The sequence below is a fragment of the Candidatus Cloacimonadota bacterium genome, from assembly GCA_028706475.1.
In the GTDB taxonomy this organism is placed as follows: domain Bacteria; phylum Cloacimonadota; class Cloacimonadia; order Cloacimonadales; family Cloacimonadaceae; genus UBA5456.
In genome coordinates, this window is the sequence record JAQWBI010000037.1 from 1 (window position 1) to 18,076 (window position 18,076).

10 protein-coding genes are annotated in these 18,076 nt (G+C 44.1%); all 10 read right to left on the reverse strand.

The genetic code is table 11. The annotated features are described in order from the left end of the window. The coding region (locus tag PHF32_07010; GenBank protein MDD4560465.1) for a hypothetical protein at positions 1–1,561 on the reverse strand (1,561 nt) is incomplete at its 3' end. A 1,183-nt stretch (positions 1,562–2,744) separates the two neighbouring features. Beyond that, entirely contained in the window at positions 2,745–6,635 is a 3,891-nt protein-coding gene (locus tag PHF32_07015; protein MDD4560466.1) for a T9SS type A sorting domain-containing protein, read from the reverse strand. Between the two features lie 209 nt (positions 6,636–6,844). After that, a complete protein-coding gene (locus tag PHF32_07020) occupies positions 6,845–7,951 on the reverse strand; it encodes an ATP-grasp domain-containing protein (protein ID MDD4560467.1) in 1,107 nt (368 codons plus the stop codon). A gap of 52 nt (positions 7,952–8,003) precedes the next feature. Then, positions 8,004–9,014 carry a tRNA (adenosine(37)-N6)-threonylcarbamoyltransferase complex transferase subunit TsaD gene (gene tsaD / locus PHF32_07025; protein MDD4560468.1) on the reverse strand — a complete coding sequence of 337 codons (1,011 nt, stop codon included), beginning with the start codon at positions 9,012–9,014 and terminating at the stop codon, positions 8,004–8,006. Further along, on the reverse strand, positions 9,011–9,877 hold the full coding sequence (locus PHF32_07030) for a CdaR family protein (GenBank protein MDD4560469.1): 867 nt from the start codon (positions 9,875–9,877) through the stop codon (positions 9,011–9,013). The genes tsaD and PHF32_07030 overlap by 4 nt, the downstream gene beginning before the upstream one ends. Positions 9,878–9,884: 7 nt before the next feature. Next, positions 9,885–11,300: a sigma-54 dependent transcriptional regulator gene (locus tag PHF32_07035; protein ID MDD4560470.1), complete on the reverse strand. Its 1,416-nt coding sequence runs from the start codon at positions 11,298–11,300 to the stop codon at positions 9,885–9,887. Next, the gene (locus PHF32_07040; protein ID MDD4560471.1) at positions 11,297–12,502 is read right to left on the reverse strand and encodes a glycoside hydrolase family 57 protein; all 1,206 of its coding nucleotides are present in this window, start codon (positions 12,500–12,502) and stop codon (positions 11,297–11,299) included. Before PHF32_07040 ends, PHF32_07035 begins: the two co-directional genes overlap by 4 nt. Before the next feature lie 12 nt (positions 12,503–12,514). Next, on the reverse strand, positions 12,515–13,852 hold the full coding sequence (locus tag PHF32_07045; protein MDD4560472.1) for a glycosyltransferase: 1,338 nt from the start codon (positions 13,850–13,852) through the stop codon (positions 12,515–12,517). Further along, positions 13,849–15,885, reverse strand: coding sequence for an amylo-alpha-1,6-glucosidase (locus PHF32_07050; GenBank protein ID MDD4560473.1), 2,037 nt, complete (start codon positions 15,883–15,885; stop codon positions 13,849–13,851). Before PHF32_07050 ends, PHF32_07045 begins: the two co-directional genes overlap by 4 nt. 327 nt (positions 15,886–16,212) lie before the next feature. Then, positions 16,213–17,550: an NADP-specific glutamate dehydrogenase gene (gene gdhA, locus PHF32_07055; protein ID MDD4560474.1), complete on the reverse strand. Its 1,338-nt coding sequence runs from the start codon at positions 17,548–17,550 to the stop codon at positions 16,213–16,215. Positions 17,551–18,076: the final 526 nt, after the last annotated feature.

Sequence of the window (18,076 nt, forward strand, 5' to 3'; positions counted from 1 at the left end):
CACTAATGTTCAGGGTTCCACCGCCATTGTTAGTGATGGTCACGTTTTGAGGACCAGTCTGAGGGCCGTTCATCACCGTACCGAAGTTAATGGCATCTGGGCTGTAAGCGAAGATTGGCCCGGCGGGTGTTTCGCGGACAGTAACATTATCCACGAAGAAGTCGTTGTCGCCACCGCTAACGGTTGATTCCCCGTAGAAGGCAAAATATACTGTACCGGTATAATCATCAAGATCAATAGTGTGGTTTTCACCAGTATTAGAAATACCATCAAAGGTATATTCGGAACCGCTGTTGTTCCATTCTCTCAGTATTGTGGGAGATGTCATACCGGGATTATCATCAACCAAAACGATGAACTTGTCATCAGCTTGCTCTCCGGCTGTAGGGGGCACGGTTGAAGCATAGTATGTAAGTGCTATGTCAAACTTCAATTCATATCCCGAGGCTGGAATGGCGATTGGTGGAGTTGCCAGCCAGTATTTTGCTCCAGTGCCATAGATATTAACTCTTGCTGCATTGTTGCCGGTAGGGCCGTTTAGCCATTCGTCACGGATCCAACCAGAAGTAGTGCTTATAGGTGTATCTACTGGGTAAAGACCGGATAACCTGGTCCAATCCATGGGTGGGAAGGTATCGGAAGAGGATGTGCCAAAATCCACTACCCAGGGAAAGGTCCCTATCGTAGGATCTGGCATCGTTGTGAAACTCCAGATCGGACAATCTGTAGCGCTACCGTTGGCATTATAAGGGACGACCTGCCAGAAATACTCGGTAGAAAAGGGAGGATTATTAATCTGGAATGATGTTACCAGTCCCAGATCTTCCTCGATGGTGGGAGGATTTGTGGTACCATAAAATAACGTATAACCAGTGGGTATGGCTCCATCACTGGGACTCCAAGACAGATTTACGTTCCACGTAGTGAGGGTACTGCCGTCGGCGGGTGCGATTAATGTTGCAGGTGAAGGTGGAATCACATCCGGTGTAAGAATCTGAATATTGGGGCGCGAATATGTAGTTGTTCCAGAAACAGCCGGGAAGGTACTATCTGCATACTTATATGCTGCTAGATAATTCGGGCTGGTGGAAGTATATTTAAACGTGGGGCCAGAAGCATAATCTCCATCCCAGTTTTCCCAAAGTATTTCGATGTTGTCTGTTCCATTCCAAGTGAATGGAGTGCTGAACATAATGTAGTGCCAACCACTACCATTCCAAGTGTAGTCATTATTATAGACGCTTTGGAACGCTGTGTTATCGGGATATGTGTTATCCTCAGCAGTAGCAGTTGTATGCCGCATAAACACACGCTGATCTACAGAAACATAGTTTGATGGTGTATAGCCAACATCAAATCCGATGCCATTGATTTGTCCGGCGGTTAATCCGGCTGTGCTTAGTTCCGCAGCGGTATAGATAACCTTACTCCAGCTATAATCATACAGTCCGTAAAACGGGATATAGTCTTGAGATAAGGTACCAGTTCCTATCGTGTAAACGTCTGCTGTTGCTATACCGATAAGCATCAACAGCAGCACCAATATAGTTAATTTCTTCATATCTTTTTCTCCTGAATGAGATTCATTTGTTGAAGAAAGAGCTATCCATTATAATGGATGAGCTCGATTGTTTTTGATGGTTGTAAGTTTGGGGAAACCGCATGCTACTAGGCTGTTTGTGCGAGGTAAGCGATAATGTGCAAAGATTATTCTACTAAGCACAGAAACAGTGTGGAGGATTTGGTTTCGGATGTGAGTGATTGTTTTGATCATTATTTGGTGAATGTAGACGCAAGGGTATTCTGCGGGGCAGCGGTAAAAATGCCCTGCGGGCGAGCTGTGTAAGCTCCAAAGATTACCATTGGCTACAAGTTTCATACAAAAACCTTCTTTGTTGACCTTGCCGGTGGTTCTAGTAAATACCCATTTTCCGGCGGCAATTCTTTCTTACGAGATCATGATAAAAACTTAAGTGTATGATAAAAAAGCATCATACAGCAAGAGTTCCTCAGCTGAAGCATCGACAATTCAAACATTGGATACTGCAGGACAGATGTCAAGCAGAAAAAAGGTATGTTCAATTTTTTTCTGCGTTATTCAGCGATTTTGGGATGGGAATAAGGGGGATGGCCGATTGGATCAGCGATATGGGGATGTCCATAAATATCCACATATTTCATAGCTAGTGTCATGTCAAGCTTGGCTCAGTAATGCAACAGCGACCGAAGGGAGCTTTTGAATCATACTCTTTCCCTTTGTTCTATGCAGTGTTGAAGCTGATATCAAGCCGTTATCATCCTGTGTTCACTCGATGATAACCCGATGATATCAGGTTCAAGTATCGATAAACCAGAGGAGGAATAAAGCTTTTGAACCGTTTGGTAGATTATCAGGCAAATTGGAGTATGGCAGCCCAGTAGAAAACGACATTCGTACCTTGACGAGTCAGTAGGATAATATAAGCGTTTTCATAAGGTAGCTTCCGTGTCCCCATAAATATGTGAAGCATTTATCTCGAATAATGCGATTGGGGTACATATGACCAGATGAATCTTATTGCATATTTGTTTACTATATGATCAAAATAGACTTCAATATCGGGTGTGGATTCTATGTATTGCCCGAAGTCCAAGCCACACCTTAACTTTTTACAGAGATAGAAAGCATAGGAACTCCGTGCATTATTGTGGTTTGTATAAGGTATAAAAAACCCCGGAGAGTATCCGGGGTCTGTGATTTGATACTATTTCAGCAACATCATCTTGATGCTCTTGCTGAAGTTCTTACTTTTGATCTTGGCAAAGTAGATACCGCTGGCAACGCTGCGATTGCGAAAGTCTTTACCATGCCAGTACAATTGGTGGTTTCCTGCGTTAAGCATACCTTTATGGATGCTTGCAACTTTCTGACCTCGAATATTGAAGATCTCCACGCTGCAATCCCTACTTTCGGGCAGATTGAAAGCTATGTTTACAGAGGGATTGAAGGGATTGGGATATACCTTCAGATCGGATATGACGGGTTTCACCATATCCTCATTGCTTACTGGATAATTGTAGATAATCAATTGACCATTATACACCCCAGCTTCGGGGATGTTGAAACTGATACGCGAGCCATCTGTCACATGCGGAGCTGATCCCATAAAGTAGAATCTAACTGTCCAGTCAGCAGTTATATTCATCGTGGAAAAGTCGAAATACGCTTCTCCGGCTTCATCCGTTTCCAGAGTAAAATCGAAGGCCATTTCCGTTTGTTCGCTGGTACTGAAATTGCTGCGATACTCAGTTTGTAGATATGGTTCCAAGAAAGCGGGATTGTCGCTTCTGTTCATATAAAACGACGTAGTGTTGAACAAGCCTGGGTTTGGTGCTTTAGGTAGATCCAGACGGAAGTCGTACGAAGTAGTAGCGATGGGATTGCATCCCACTTCAATTTTGTCCTTCTGAAGCAGGGATGATGTTACGGATACTGACCAGACAGGTGCTGGAGCTTCGATATTGATCGAGTAATCGTAGGGATATAGTTTCAGCACCACGCTATTAGCGTTATTGGTATAATTCTTGATGCAGAAAGCTTCGTAGGGCTGGATTCTGTCCGTTAGAACGAAGGATGAATCCCTATACACATACACAGCTTTTGAGATCAGTTGCTGAGTAATCATCTCGCTGAAGCGATAATCGGTACCATTTACTCTGAAGCTCAATGCGGATACTTCATATTCGCACAAGTGAGGATTGGCTATCATATTCCAACCGTTGACCAGATCAAATTCCGTTGCTTGTCTTAATACTGGGGAATCGCTGCTGAGAGCTATCGGTTCAGTGATATGAACCATATAAGCTGCGCCAAAATCGAAGTTGGTTGCTTCTATCCATTGATTGTTCCACACGTATCCGGTAGCTCCACTGCCGAAAGCTGGGTCTATTGAAAAGCTTTGAATCAGGAACGGATTACTCTTTGTAGCCCATCCTGCATTATTTTGCATAGTATTGACATGGGGCACAAATGCCAGAGTATGAGCAGATTCAAAGGTTTTTATGAAGCCATCTACCGATACCATCTGCATACAGACCTTGGTTCTGGGCATGTTCAACATACTGGGGATGGTGTATGTATAGCTACTGGTACTGGCAGGAATATTGCTAAAAATCATCAATGAATCAACATCATTTTTTAGATAGAGGTTCATGTGATCTATCAGGAAGGGATATTGCATAGACCACGAAAACTGCACAGAATTTTCGCCCTGAAGTACCTGATTGGCAATGCTATTGTGGGTAACACTAGGTTGCATGTTGCCCCAATACAATGTCATATTACGGGGATTTGAGTTGCTTACAGTGAATACATAAGGCCCATCATACATATTGTGCCATACTCCAGCACCGTTGTCATAGAGGTATATCTTCTCGCTTCTGGTAACAACTGGCAAGCTAAGAGACAGAGGTACGTTCAGTTGGTCTGATCTCACACGAATTACCCAAGTTTTTAGTTCCTGTTCGGGATCGTAGCCACCCTTGACTTCTCTGGACAGATATACACCGTTCTGACCCCAGTACTGCTCGAAAAACGACAACCATACGTAGTTTGAGCTGGGACCGGATTTGCTTACATCCCAATATCCATCCTGACCATCTGAGGCATATGGGTTTTGTGAGAACATGGCAACATCGCTAAGTGTACCCGCTTGGTTTTGCAAGATCAAATTGTGCACAATGGAGGGACTGGCAGATTTGGGTACGTTGTGAATCGTTTCCACTCCACTGTTACTTACGGAACTGATTCTGTAATCGTAATGTTCACCGTTCTGAACGTCGTAATCCCAATACTCGAAGCTGTAAGATCCAGATGCGAGAGAAGGGCTGTTGGTATAGCTATCGATCAATTGGTAGTCTGTAAAACCCTGCTTACGATAGACGTTGAATCCCAAAAAACCAGTAGCGGGATTAGTACCCCAAGACAATCTTACGGTACTATCCAATCCGTATGCGCTGAACCCTGTAATACTGGTAGCTGCTGGAGCAGATATCACTTCATTGGATACATCCGAAAGGTTGCCATTCTTGTCTCGTGCTCTGATCTTGAAGTAGTAGTTGTAACTGGCGGACAAGCCGACCACATCAATGGATTCACATGCTTGCGAAGCCAGAAAAGCGCTGTTGCTGCGATCGAAAATCTGATAGTTGCCATCGCCGATTGGAGTGGTGGAATACAAAATCTCATAACTGTCAAAATCGTAGGCATCACTGCGATCCCAGCCCAATGTAACATATTGCATGGAGTTGTTTATTACATGCAGGTTTTCAGGATCGGTGGGATTCATCCCGTCGTTCATAGTGAAGACATCGTCAAAGATGCTTTCCAGATCTTGTATCCAGCGAGAATAATACTTTCTGGGATAGGTGAAAAGATTGTCCATATCCCAGCGCCCTTCATCTTCAATCCAGCCATAGAACCATTTATACACGTTCTCGGTTTCCTCATACATATTGGGAAGTTCATCCATTTCTATATGCATGAAAGGTTCAAAGCTGTCGTAATCGTTCCACCCATCCAGAGTGTAAATCATCTGGCGGTTTTGGGAATATGCAGGTAGGTCTATCATGTCGTTCACGGGATACTCGTTGAAACCATCGCTAAAAGTAAAGTCGTGGATACTGTAGTTTACAGAGTAGTATTGATTCAGAAACACATCTTCATGAATACCGATGGTATTTGCAGCGATCATGAGATGATCACCTTTATTAATCAGATCCTGTTTCAAGCTGCTGAGGTCACGAATTGGTAAGTTTGGACACATCTTGTTGTTCCCTGCAGATATCTGATTATCAGTATAACCTACGTGTCGATTCCAGTCGTAAGAATGAATCTGAAAGGAAAACTCACGTCTGCCAAATTGAGCCCGTATCTTATCGGCAAATTTTTTGTAAGCAACATTGTATGGATGGGCTTCAGTCCTTGTAGGGTCAGATATGGATTTGGAGTTTGTATAACTGCCTGAATTTGTCCACTTTACTTCACGTCCTGCACCATTTATCAAAAGAAATGAAGCATTCCAAGTGGAGAGGCAATCATAGCCGATTATCGAGGTGGCAAAGTCATCGGTAGAGTGAGGTACAGTAATGATAATTGGGCGAGTGGATTGCGGTCTGTAGATGTATAAACCCCAACCATAAGAGAAGGCACCGTGTTCATCGTCATAGTCGTCTTCAGTGCCGTTCGTATCAGTAAAGCTCATGTCCGGAACTTCTCGAAGCATAAAATATCTACTGCCAGTGTCCGAATCGTTGAATACCAAAGCCTGATAGGGGAATCCAACGCTGTCTATTATTGCTTGCGCTTCATCCAAGCGTCCTAGCAGGAAGAGATCAACGATCTCTCCCCAGGAGTTCAATTCTGCAGTTGTAGGGACTCGGTAATCACCAAAACCATTGGTCTGAGGGTCGAAAGGTGCATAAAGATTGTAGTTCGGCGATGCGATTCCTTCCGCGATATGAGATACCCAGTTGTCATAAGCGCAGGCTTCTTCACTTCGAATCAGGAAGTTCTCCAACGAGGCATTTTCAATGAGGTAAGCGGGTAAGGATACCAATATGGAAAGTATCCCAATTAATAGCATGGCTTTTTTCATGGATTCTCCTATGTATATATAAATCAATCATAATAATGTTATTCTGCATTCTACAATGCACTGCTAAATAGTCAAGCATTATTTGTTCCGTACTACTGTTGATATCCCGGAGAGGGTACAATTGTTATCTATATGTATGACTCAAATTTTCCTTTGAAGCACAAGAATTATGAACTATAGAGCCTTCTGGTATCCAAACTTATATTGCGCTAAGAGAAGAAGTCGTCAAACTCCAAACTTAAAAGCTTCAGCAGTTCATTCTCATCATCTGATTTTACGTAAGCTATGGCAAATACCGGATATTCACGATAATCCAGCTTCACATAGTTGATTATCTCAACTCTGTCTGTCAAGTATTTCCATAGCTTGTCGTGATTGGGTTGCATGTTTCTGCTATCTACTTTCGCACTGTTGTAAGCCAGAATGAAGGCGTAATGGGTTCCACCTCTGCTTTGCCACATTTCATACCAATCTGTATGCTGATCCCCAAAATAGAATGATATGGGCTGAAAGCCAAAACTAAAGTATGTGAGGTCACTAAGGCCAAAACCACCAAACCGCATAGGATTGAATTCTATCGGCACAAATTCTCCGTTGTGCAGTTTGAACTCGGCATGAATAGGGAAACTCACTAATTGTAACGCTTCACCAAGCTTATGGAAGAGATTCTCGAACGTAGGCAGATAAGCATCGAAGAGGGACTTGTTGCTGTAATACATCAGATGGTCGTAGTGCTTGTTCATAGCTTCCGGATGCTTGTATATGTTCATAATTGTAGGTTTTCCCAAGTGGTCATAATACATATCGACTGCGTATTCTTCTCCCTCAATGTACTCCTCTGCTACAAACTCTTCTTTACTTAGCACGGATTCCGGAAAGAAGCGTGCTTTTTCAAGTACTTCACGCCGAATATCTTGTGCTACATCATTCAGATTAGCTCCCCGCTCTACTATTCGCACACCAGCGCCAAAGAATCCCTTGCGTGGCTTTATCACGATCTTTTCAGCTTTAATATCAAACTTTGGTAAGTCTTTCAGGGCCATTGTGCAAAACCGGAACTTTGGATACAAGGGTTTCAGGGCTACCCGACAGCTATATTTGTCTTTCAGTTTCAAGATTCCCTCTGTGCAGTCCCTGTTGTCCATGTGCTCCATCACGATGCTCAATGAACTCTCCGAAGGCACATAGACCTTGTCCTGATCACTAAAACGTATGCCGCAATTCACCAGCTCTTCCCCACTCATTACAATTGTCCCTGCATCGGGCGAGTTGCTGTATCTACTAATATCGCTATTTCCTGTTATGATATAATGCATTATTCCTTTCTCTTTATGGATTATTAAAGATACAGAACTACAACCGAATTGCTTATAGAAGCTTTGTCCCCTTTAGTGAATTTGCATTTACCGATAGTGGTGCATAGAGACCAGCCTTGTACTTGGGGATGGCTGCAGCGGCTACCATTGCTGCGTTGTCCATACACAGGGATAGTGAAGGATAATACACATTTATGCCCTTCATAGCAGCTCGATTGCTCATTCCCTTACGCAGAGCAGTATTTGCTGCTACTCCTCCGGCCAATAGTATCTTGGAAACCTTCAGCTCTCTTGCTTTTCGAACGGTCTTAGTTATCAAAGGTTCCACTATTGCTGATTGGATAGATGCGGCGATGTCGCAGGTGTGATCCTTCAAAAAAGCCTCATCTTGATCTTGAATATAGTTGCGTATTGCTGTTTTCAATCCGCTGTAACTGAAGTTGAAGTTATCCTTCTGAGGAAGGGGATTGGGCAGTTTTACAAAGCTATCGCTCCCTGTCAAGGCAAGCTTATCAATCAAGGGGCCTCCGGGGAAGCCCAGTCCCATCAGTTTGGCCGCTTTATCAAAGGTCTCTCCAGCAGCATCATCCAAGGTCTTTCCGATAACCTCAAACTCTGTATTGGTTCGGAAATGAACCATCTCCGTGTGCCCTCCTGAGACTACCAAGGCCAAAAAGGGAGGTTCCAACTCTGGATGATCGATGTAGTTCGCAAAGATATGACTCAGAAGATGGTTTACTGTAAGCAAGGGAATCTGTAAACTCCAGGCCAGACTCTTTGCAAAAGCGAGACCCACTATCAAAGAACCAATCAAACCGGGATTGATGGAAACGGCAATTGCAGAGATATCCTGAAGAGTTACACCCGCTTTCTGCAAGGACAATTCGCTGAGCTGCATAATGTTCTTCATATGCAAACGGGAGGCAAGCTCTGGTAAGACACCTCCAAATTCCAGATGTTCAGGTTGCCCTGATATTAGGTTTGAATACACTTTATAATCGGTATCCAAAATTGCCACAGATGTATCGTCGCAAGAGGATTCAAAGGCCAGAATCAGATTCATCTGCGTTTGCGAACCATATCGGGAGTGATGGCGATCACCTGAATATCATCAGGTAAGACAAGATTAACTTTGTATAGGCCGTTCTCGTCTGCCTCCTCGCTTACTTCTGCTTTTATCTGTTCGATTGTCAATCTGTCCAATGCTGCTCCGGAACCGGATACTTTCACGGCTATCATGGAAGGTATATAGTTCCTACTCAAAGCGATATTGGGAAATACCTTACTGCTCTCTTGAGCTCCAGAGATGCTTAACAATACGGTTTTAACCGATGCGCTGATGTCAGTATCCGGAATCTGCAATTCCAGATATTGCCTTGCCTCGGAGAGCATTTCCAGAGTGATGGCTCTGCTTTGAATCTTTGAGATGCTGTTTATACGGCTTTTAGGACCGAATATGGTCACCTTGGAAGGATTTAAAGTATAGCGTAGTTCCTTCATTCGTTCTTTACTGGCTTCATCTGCAAAGTTGAGCTCAATACCTACGGTTTTCTGATGGAACACATCGGCTTGAATGGCCAATTGATCTGTTTCTGCTGGCCCCAGGAGGTTCACATTGATGTTCTCAGGCATGTCGATGGCATAGTTTTGCAAAGAGAGAAGCTCGGTATTTGGAGTAATTTCACCGGCATCGATGTTTACTCTGGGTTTGGCCATCATCAAGCGGATAATATCCAGGCCTTTGCCTTTCACTTCGAAGGGGATGTGTTGTGGCAAGTTTTCCAGAGTGATGTTTTGGGGCATGTTTCTTAAGTTTACTGGTAAAGATACTATGCTACGGTGTTCAGATACCAATACGGATTGTAGCCAGATCAAAATTGCCAGCAACAGGGCAAACAAACGTAAGCCCAGATTGTCTTTTAGCATTAGTAATCTATTCCTCTATAAAAGTGTTTATCTTGAACTGTTTTATCTTTTTGTACAAAGTGGTACGTTCAATTCCAATTTGACGGGCGGTTTTAGATACTTGCCAGCCGTTAAGTTCCAGATGATGAACCAGATAGTCTCGTTCATACTGTGCTATACTCTCTTTCAGAGTGGGGATATCTAGATACTTCATGTTCTCCCCGCAACAGTCCTTGTCCTTACCATTCAGTTTATGTTCCAGATGTTTCATAATGGTTGAGTTTGTAATGCTCTTCTCGTTGATCATCATGAATTTACAGAAGTTTCGCAATTCACGGATATTACCCGGCCAGGCATAATCAAGCAGACTGCTTTTCAATGTAGTGAGATCCAGCTGGTCACTAATGTTGTATTGATGTGAGAAACTTGTAAGGAAGAAACTCATCAGCAAGAGGATGTCCTCTCCGCGCTCACGCAATGGGGGCATTTCCACTATATTACCCTCTATGCGATAGTATAGATCCCTTCGAAATATATCGGGATCTTTAAGCAAGTCCATATTTGCATTTGAAGCAAAGATGAGGCGTGTTGATACCTTTTTCATGGGGCCGCTCACTACCTGAATTTCTTTGTTTTCTATGGCTCTCAAAATCTTGGATTGAGACTTCAGCGATAGATTTGTGACCTCATCCAAAAACAGCAACCCACTGCTACACTCTTCAAAGAATCCAGTTTTATTTCTGTCTGCACTGGTAAAACTGCCTTTCACATGACCAAACAGTTCGCTCTCGATCAGGGTTTCGGTCAATGCGGAGCAATTTAGCGTATGAAAAGGCTTTCCGAAGCGTTTTGAGCTAGTATAGTAGTAATTTGCGGCTACTTCCTTTCCGGTACCAGTCTCCCCAATCAGAAATAGATCCTCGTCCACCTCTGCCAATTTGTGGATCTTTTCCCGAACCTGTTTGATGGCCTCGCTTTCCCCAATGAAAGGAAAGCTGCGGGTAAATTGCTTCTTCATGTTAATGTATTCAATCTGAAGCCCGATGTGTTCCTCTTCCTGCCGTTTCAATGTGATGGCGTTGTCTATGTGCAGCAGCAATTGATTGGTGCTGAAACTGCTGCCTTTCTCGATGAAGTGATATGCGCCGAGTGAGCGGATTTCCTGTACCTGACTGGAGCTAACCTCTCCGGAAATCACTATTACCTTATAGTTCAAATCCATCTTGTCTTTCAAATGCTTCAGAACTTGGATACCATTCAGTTTGCTGCCCACCAGATACACATCCAACAGAATTACGTCAGGATTGAATATCCGTAGTTCTTCAAAAAAGACATCGGAATTAGCTGTGATAAGTACATCGTAATTGAATTTATTTAAGATCAAAGCTACCTGATCTGCCAAAACGACATCATCTTCCAGAATCAGAACTTTTCCTTTAGTCATTGATACCTCAAAAGTCTTTCTTCCAGCTCTGCCAGAGCATTTATGTAATAGATGTATGCCTGATCTGGAGAGTCGTATGGCGAGAAATACTTGTGAACGTCTCCATCTTGGAAGTATTTGGCACACATATAGTAGAAGTGATCCGATGTACTAAGCATGCGGATTGTGCGCAAAAGCTCCGGATCACCCTTTGCTTTTACCTTGTCAAAGAGATCGTAGAGCGTCTCTATCGCATTATGCTGCATATCATTTCCCAACCATGCTGAAAGGTCTCGCTCCGCATCTGCCCACGAAACGGGATCGGGGAAGCTGATGGATTCCTGTTGATAATTTGCCAATTCTGCAGCTTCTTTGGGAAATGCAAAGCCAAGATGCTGATACTTCAATACAGCGCTGGGAAAATGGCGCATAAAGTCAAAAATACCAGTGGTAGCCCATTGATGCTCTCCAAAGGTTTCGTAATCCATAAACAGATTCAGAAACTGATTGCGTCCCTTGCTTTCATTCAAGGTCAACTTATCGATCCAGCTTACAAACTTGTCCACGGTAAGGGGATATTCTGGCCAGTCTCGATTGGAGAAGCGAAAGGCGATGTCGTCTGCCAATTGATAATACTTGAACAGCAGATTTATCCGCTTGGAATAGTTCTTGTAGGCATATAGCGGAGAACGCCATTGCAATACTCTGTCTACTCCCTCGGTGAGAATGGTTTTAAATCCCGCAATCTCGTATATCAGGTCTGAGAGCCTATCCTGATAAATGAGCTCTGTGTTTCTAAAGGTTTCGGTGTAATAGCCAAATTCCTCTTTCATCAGATCACGATGTAAGGCTACCTGATCCAGAAACTCATTTGAGTCGTACAAAAAGGATAGAGAATGGAAATAAGTTTCTCCGAGCAGTTCCACACAGCCTGTCTCCACCAAGGCTTTAAAAGACTCCAGAGTCTCTGGGCTGTATAACTTGAATTGCTCGATGGCGGTGCCGGTGATCGAGAATGCTACCTTAAACTGTCCCTCATGCTTCTTGATGAGTTCGAGAAGCAGCTTATTCGTTGGTAAATAACACTTCTCAGCCACTTTTTGCATTACTTCCCTATTCATCCTGTCATCAAACATCGGGCTGTTTTGTCCGATATCTAATACATTATAATGAGTTAGGCGAAAGGGTTGGTGCACTTGAAAATAAAATACTATGTATAACATAATGCTTCCCCCTCAATGCGTTCGGATATACTCTGCCAAAGCTGAGCTGTACAATTGTCTGATCTTTTCCGCAGCTTCTTCCCATTGAATCTTATTCACTTCCCTCATGCCTTCGATGCCTATCTTGGAACAGTACTTCGGGTTTTCAATGAGGTGATTGATGGTCTCCACCCACAGATCGACATCCCAGTAGTCTATCTTAAATGCGTGTTGAACTACCTCGGATACTCCGGATTGCTTTGAGATGATGGATGTGATTCCGTAAGCCATTGCTTCCAGGGGACTGATGCCAAACGGTTCCGATACGGATGGTAATACATAGATATCTGCTGCCCTTAGAATCTTCTCCACTTGCTTTCGATTCAGGAATCCAGTAAACAGAAAACGGTTCTTCAGCTTTACTGCTGCCGATCTTCGCAAGAGACGCCTGCTCATATCCCCCGTGCCTGCCATTATAAATCTGGCATCGGGATGAGTCTGCAACACTCTTTGTGCCATATCTAAAAAGTAATCTGGCCCCTTTTGCAAAGTAATACGTCCCAAATAGAGGATCACAGGACCCCGGAAGATTCGTTCTTTACTAAGCACTGCGTCTTCAGAGATGGTAAAGGCATTGTGAATGATACGGATTTTGCCTGTATCGATACGATAGCGGCTCATAATCATCTGTGCAGTGTATTTTGATACAGCAATTACTTTGTCTGCATAGGTCATTCCCGCGTGTTCTATTTTGTGGATGCGTTCATCTCCTGGTCCGCCTGCACGGTCAAATTCTGTAGCGTGAATGTGGACTACAAGCGGTTTATTGCTAATCTTCCGCGCCAACATCCCAGCAGGATAGGTAAGCCAATCGTGAGCGTGGATGATGTCGTACTCCAGCATTTTCGCCACGCGTTCTGCCCGTAAGGTGTATTCCTGAACTTTACGGATAAGGTCTTCTTCTCCGAATAGGTTGGAGGTCATCTGTGTCCAAAGTTCATTTTTATCATTGCCTACTGTTTTGGAATACCAATATTCCTCCTTCACTGAGCTGGCATAACGCTTTATATCCGCAAGTTGAAAATATGATTCCGGCCTTTCGCTGATCCCTATGTATTCCAAGCGCTCTATGGTGTCGTGAAACTGCATACTTTTGTACTTCACTTGCTTTTTGGGATCCATGAAGACGGTGGGCAGAGTGTCCACGTCACTTTCTTCGCGCAGAGGGAAATATACTTCCTCTCTGGTAGGCAACACCAAATCGATCTTGATTCCCAAAGCGAGCAGGGACTTCACCATGCCATAGCATGCCATCCCCAATCCTCCGGAAATGAGCGGGGGAAACTCCCAAGTGAACATCAAGATTTTCATATCTTCGCTCCCATCTTCTCCAGATAGGTTTCAATGTTATATAGGGCTGCCACACTCCATGCCTGAGCCGGAGCGCCCTTGGGGAAATGCGGATGATCTCCGTCCCATACTTCTGCCACGGAAGCGATGTGTCCCCTCATGAAGCTATTTCTCAATACACCAATCAGGTCGCCGATAGTCTTCACTATCTCATCTTCGCTCTTTTGAGCTCCGTAAACCTTCATATAGAGACCGCAGAAAGGGCCAAACAGCCAGGCCCACACGCTACCGTTGTAATACGCCATATCGCGCTCTCGCTGAGTTCCGTAGTATTTCTTACGGAATCTGGAGTCTTTGGGACTAAGAGTGCGAATGCCATAGAAGGTATAAAGTTCGGTAAAAGTGCGCTCCAATACTTGTTTCATGATGTCCAAAGATACCGGAGTCCAAGGCAGGGACAGCGCAATGATGGCATTGGGACGTATCTCGACGATTGGCTTGTCTCCCTCCAGCCTGTCAGCCAAATATTCTCCAGTCCAGAACTTGCTAAAGGATTCCTTTACTTTGTAACTCAACATCAGATAGTCTGCTTTTGCTGATATCTTCCCCTTTCCAGCGGTATTGTAGGCTTCACAGATGGCTTCATAGGCACATAGCGCATTATACCACAGGGAGTTGATTTCTACAGGACATCCCCAACGTGGGCATACTGCCTTACCGTCTATGCGCACATCCATCCAAGTTCCGTGGGCAAAAGCCGGATCCAATTCTATCAATCCGTCTTCTCTAACCCGATAGGGACGCTCGGAAGTTTGTAAAAGTGCCCCAATAATGCTCTCGGACAGTTCTAGAATTTCCTTCCAATATGCCTTGCTTTGCTTCTTTTTACCTACTTTCCACAACATGATGATGTACCACAGAGTGGCGTCTATACTGTCGTAATTGCCATCTCTGCCGGATTCTGCCACCATGTTGGGGATCAGGCCATTTTCTATGTGTGTGCTGTATTTGCGTAAGATTCGTTCTGCCAATTCCAGATTGTCGCTATTGTGCAATAGCGCATTTACCACTACCATGGTATCTCTGCCCCAGGGGCCGTAAAATGGATATCCAGCCACCACGTCGTCTTCAGTGCAAAAATCCTTGAGGGCAAATTCCAATATCTTCAGATAGCTCTGTCTGTCAAAGAGGATGTTGTCGTCGTAATCCAGCTTGGAGAGCAGATCGTCCTCAGCGTCTTCCGTTTTGGGGAAATCCATTGCTTTGGGCAGATGGCTGTAGCGCGCTTCAATTCGCTCGATCATTACGCTGGGATCAATGATCTCGGAATCTGAAAACAGTATGTAATTGCTCTCAGCAGGTGCAAGGTCAAAATCGATCTGGAACAAGCTAATTTGGTCGCCTATGCCCTCATAACCGCTCATTACTTCCCAAGGATAATAAACATTGTAAAACACATAGCGGTTGTGCATCACATTGGCTTTTACACTGTGGCCAAATACCTGGATGCCGTTATTTACCCTCAGTACGGAAAAGCTTGTGCCAAACTCCGTCTCCTGGATCTGAGTATGATAATCAATGAAGTCCAAACTGCCGTGACTATTGATCTCATGATGAGGACACATGGTGAACTTTGGGTGCAGATTGAAATGCAGAAGATGCTTGCCCAAATTGCTGTATTTCACCAGAGTGGTATTGCTTTCGCTGTCCATCATGATCTCTTTGAAGATCAATATCTCATTTTGATGTGGTAAAGCCGAATATAGAAAAGCAGGATAGGGGCGCAGCCAGGGTTTCACCAAATGAAAAAAGCCTTCTGGATAGATACAGTTGCTGTAGTTATTGCTATCCAGATGAATATACTCGCCGCGCCATTCCACTTTCTCTTCCATCCCTGCCACCAGATGGTGACGGTTGAAATCCTTGTCGCTTGCAACCAGTAAACCATGATACTTGCGTTGATTGATCAAGTTTCCGGTACCTAAAGCATAGGCTCCGAACTTGTTGGTCAAAATCCACTCATGGTGATGGGTCTCCATGAAGTAATTGTTCATTGAACCCCCTTGTACTCTATACTCATAGCTTTATGTTGATTATTTTCAATAGCAGTATATTCGTCAAGTAAAAATACATAAAATATCGCAAATACCATCACACTATACTGCCCGTGAAGCCTGATAATGTTGCCTGATAATCCCAGAACAATGTGTTCATGCGTGCTTATGCTCCTTCATCCATTTCCAACCTCTTCGATTAATTTATCTCAAATGTGCAGATTGTGAAGATTATGAGAATAAATCTCTTCCCAAAGGGCAGAGCTCATAGAAAACTAAAACAGGCGAGTATTAATCCCGCCTGTTTATATCTGATCTTTATGTTTGTTATACGAGGCCTTGGTCGCACATAGCGGTTGCTACTTTCAAGAAGCCGGCAATATTGGCTCCCTTAACGTAGTTTACCCAGCCATCAGCCTGAGTGCCGTTTTCGCGGCAGGCTTCGTGGATATTGCACATGATGCCGTGAAGTTTCTCGTCCACTTCAGGAGCACTCCAGCTCATACGGATGGAGTTCTGAGTCATTTCCAGTCCGGAAGTAGCTACACCGCCAGCGTTTGCCGCTTTGCCAGGGGCAAAGAGAATCTTAGCATTCATAAATACTTCTACTGCTTCAGGGGTGCAAGGCATGTTTGCAGCTTCGCACACGCAGGTTACGCCGTTTGCGATAAGAGCTTTAGCGTCTTCTACGTGCAATTCGTTCTGAGTAGCGCAAGGAATAGCCACGTCCACTTTCTGTTCCCAAGGGCGTTTTCCGGCAAAGAATTTTGCGCCGGGGAACTTGTCGGCAAAGTCGCTCACACGGTCGTTATTGGAAGCGCGCAATTCCAGCATATAGTCGATCTTTTCTTCGTTGAGGCCAGCTTCATCATAGATGTATCCGTCAGGTCCGGAGATGGTTACAACCTTTCCACCCAGTTCGGTAATCTTGCGGCAAGCGCCCCAGGCAACGTTTCCAAAACCAGAGATGGCTACTCTCTTTCCTTCGAAAGTGAGGCCCTTGGTCTTCAGCATTTCCTGAGCGAAATAAACCACGCCAAAGCCAGTGGCTTCAGGACGTACTAAGCTGCCGCCCCAAGTTCTGCCTTTACCGGTAAGAACTCCGGTAAATTCGTTGCTGAGTTTCTTGTACATGCCAAACATGTATCCGATTTCACGTGCACCCACACCGATATCTCCAGCAGGAACGTCCAGATCGGCACCAATGTGGCGGAAAAGCTCGGCCATGAAGGATTGGCAGAAACGCATGATTTCGGCATCTGAACGACCCCGGGCATCAAAATCGCTACCGCCCTTACCACCGCCCATAGGCAGAGTAGTAAGACTGTTTTTGAAGATCTGTTCAAAGCCCAAGAACTTCAGGATGGAAAGGTTTACACTGGGGTGAAAACGCAGACCGCCCTTGTAGGGTCCGATTGCGCTGTTAAACTGTACACGATAACCGCGGTTTACATGTACTTCGCCCTTGTCATCCATCCAGGGAACGCGGAAAATAATGGTGCGTTCGGGTTCCACGATGCGTTCGAGGATGTTGTTTTTTACAAAGCGGGGGTTGCTTTCATACACGTCCCAGATTGTCTCTACAACTTCTTTGACTGCCTGAAGAAATTCTGGTTCACCCGGATTCTTCGCTGCGACTTTAGCCATGAATTCGTTAAAGGTCATTTGGATTCCTCCATGTTTATTTTGTTTTTTTCCAATTTATATTCATGCTCTTTTATGTCAAGTAATTCCGGAATCAAAGAAATCTCACAGATTGCTTTATGTGCTGCTTTAACAAGTTGAGCGTGTTTTTTTGTTAGTTCAGAAGTTCTTAGTTCGATAGATCATTGTTCAAATTTATGGTGCTGCAGTGCTACAGATGAACTTGGACAATACGATTGTTACTCATTAGACCTTTCGTAACTTATTGTATATCTATATGTTTTATAGTCTATTGGACTTCATTAATCAGGTGAAAAACTATGCATTGGAGTTCACCCATAAACTTATTTCATCCAGGACAGATAGTATAGAGGTTTGTTACTCCAGTACATTATTTGGGTTGAATGATGAGTAATGAAGTTGACCTTATCCCCGAAATTTACACCAGCAGAAGAGTGACACATGGGTCAGCAACAGCCGTTTTTTCTGATCAAAAATTTCCCGCTTTACAGCAGGAGCTTGTCGGGAGAATTTGTTGCTCAGAAAA

Coding starts and splice junctions, on each gene's coding strand:
- PHF32_07015 (MDD4560466.1), bottom strand. CDS start 6,635: ATGAAAAAAGCCATGCTATTAATTGGGATACTTTCCATATTGGTATCC.
- PHF32_07020 (MDD4560467.1), bottom strand. CDS start 7,951: ATGCATTATATCATAACAGGAAATAGCGATATTAGTAGATACAGCAAC.
- tsaD (MDD4560468.1), bottom strand. CDS start 9,014: ATGAATCTGATTCTGGCCTTTGAATCCTCTTGCGACGATACATCTGTG.
- PHF32_07030 (MDD4560469.1), bottom strand. CDS start 9,877: ATGCTAAAAGACAATCTGGGCTTACGTTTGTTTGCCCTGTTGCTGGCA.
- PHF32_07035 (MDD4560470.1), bottom strand. CDS start 11,300: ATGACTAAAGGAAAAGTTCTGATTCTGGAAGATGATGTCGTTTTGGCA.
- PHF32_07040 (MDD4560471.1), bottom strand. CDS start 12,502: ATGTTATACATAGTATTTTATTTTCAAGTGCACCAACCCTTTCGCCTA.
- PHF32_07045 (MDD4560472.1), bottom strand. CDS start 13,852: ATGAAAATCTTGATGTTCACTTGGGAGTTTCCCCCGCTCATTTCCGGA.
- PHF32_07050 (MDD4560473.1), bottom strand. CDS start 15,885: ATGAACAATTACTTCATGGAGACCCATCACCATGAGTGGATTTTGACC.
- gdhA (MDD4560474.1), bottom strand. CDS start 17,550: ATGACCTTTAACGAATTCATGGCTAAAGTCGCAGCGAAGAATCCGGGT.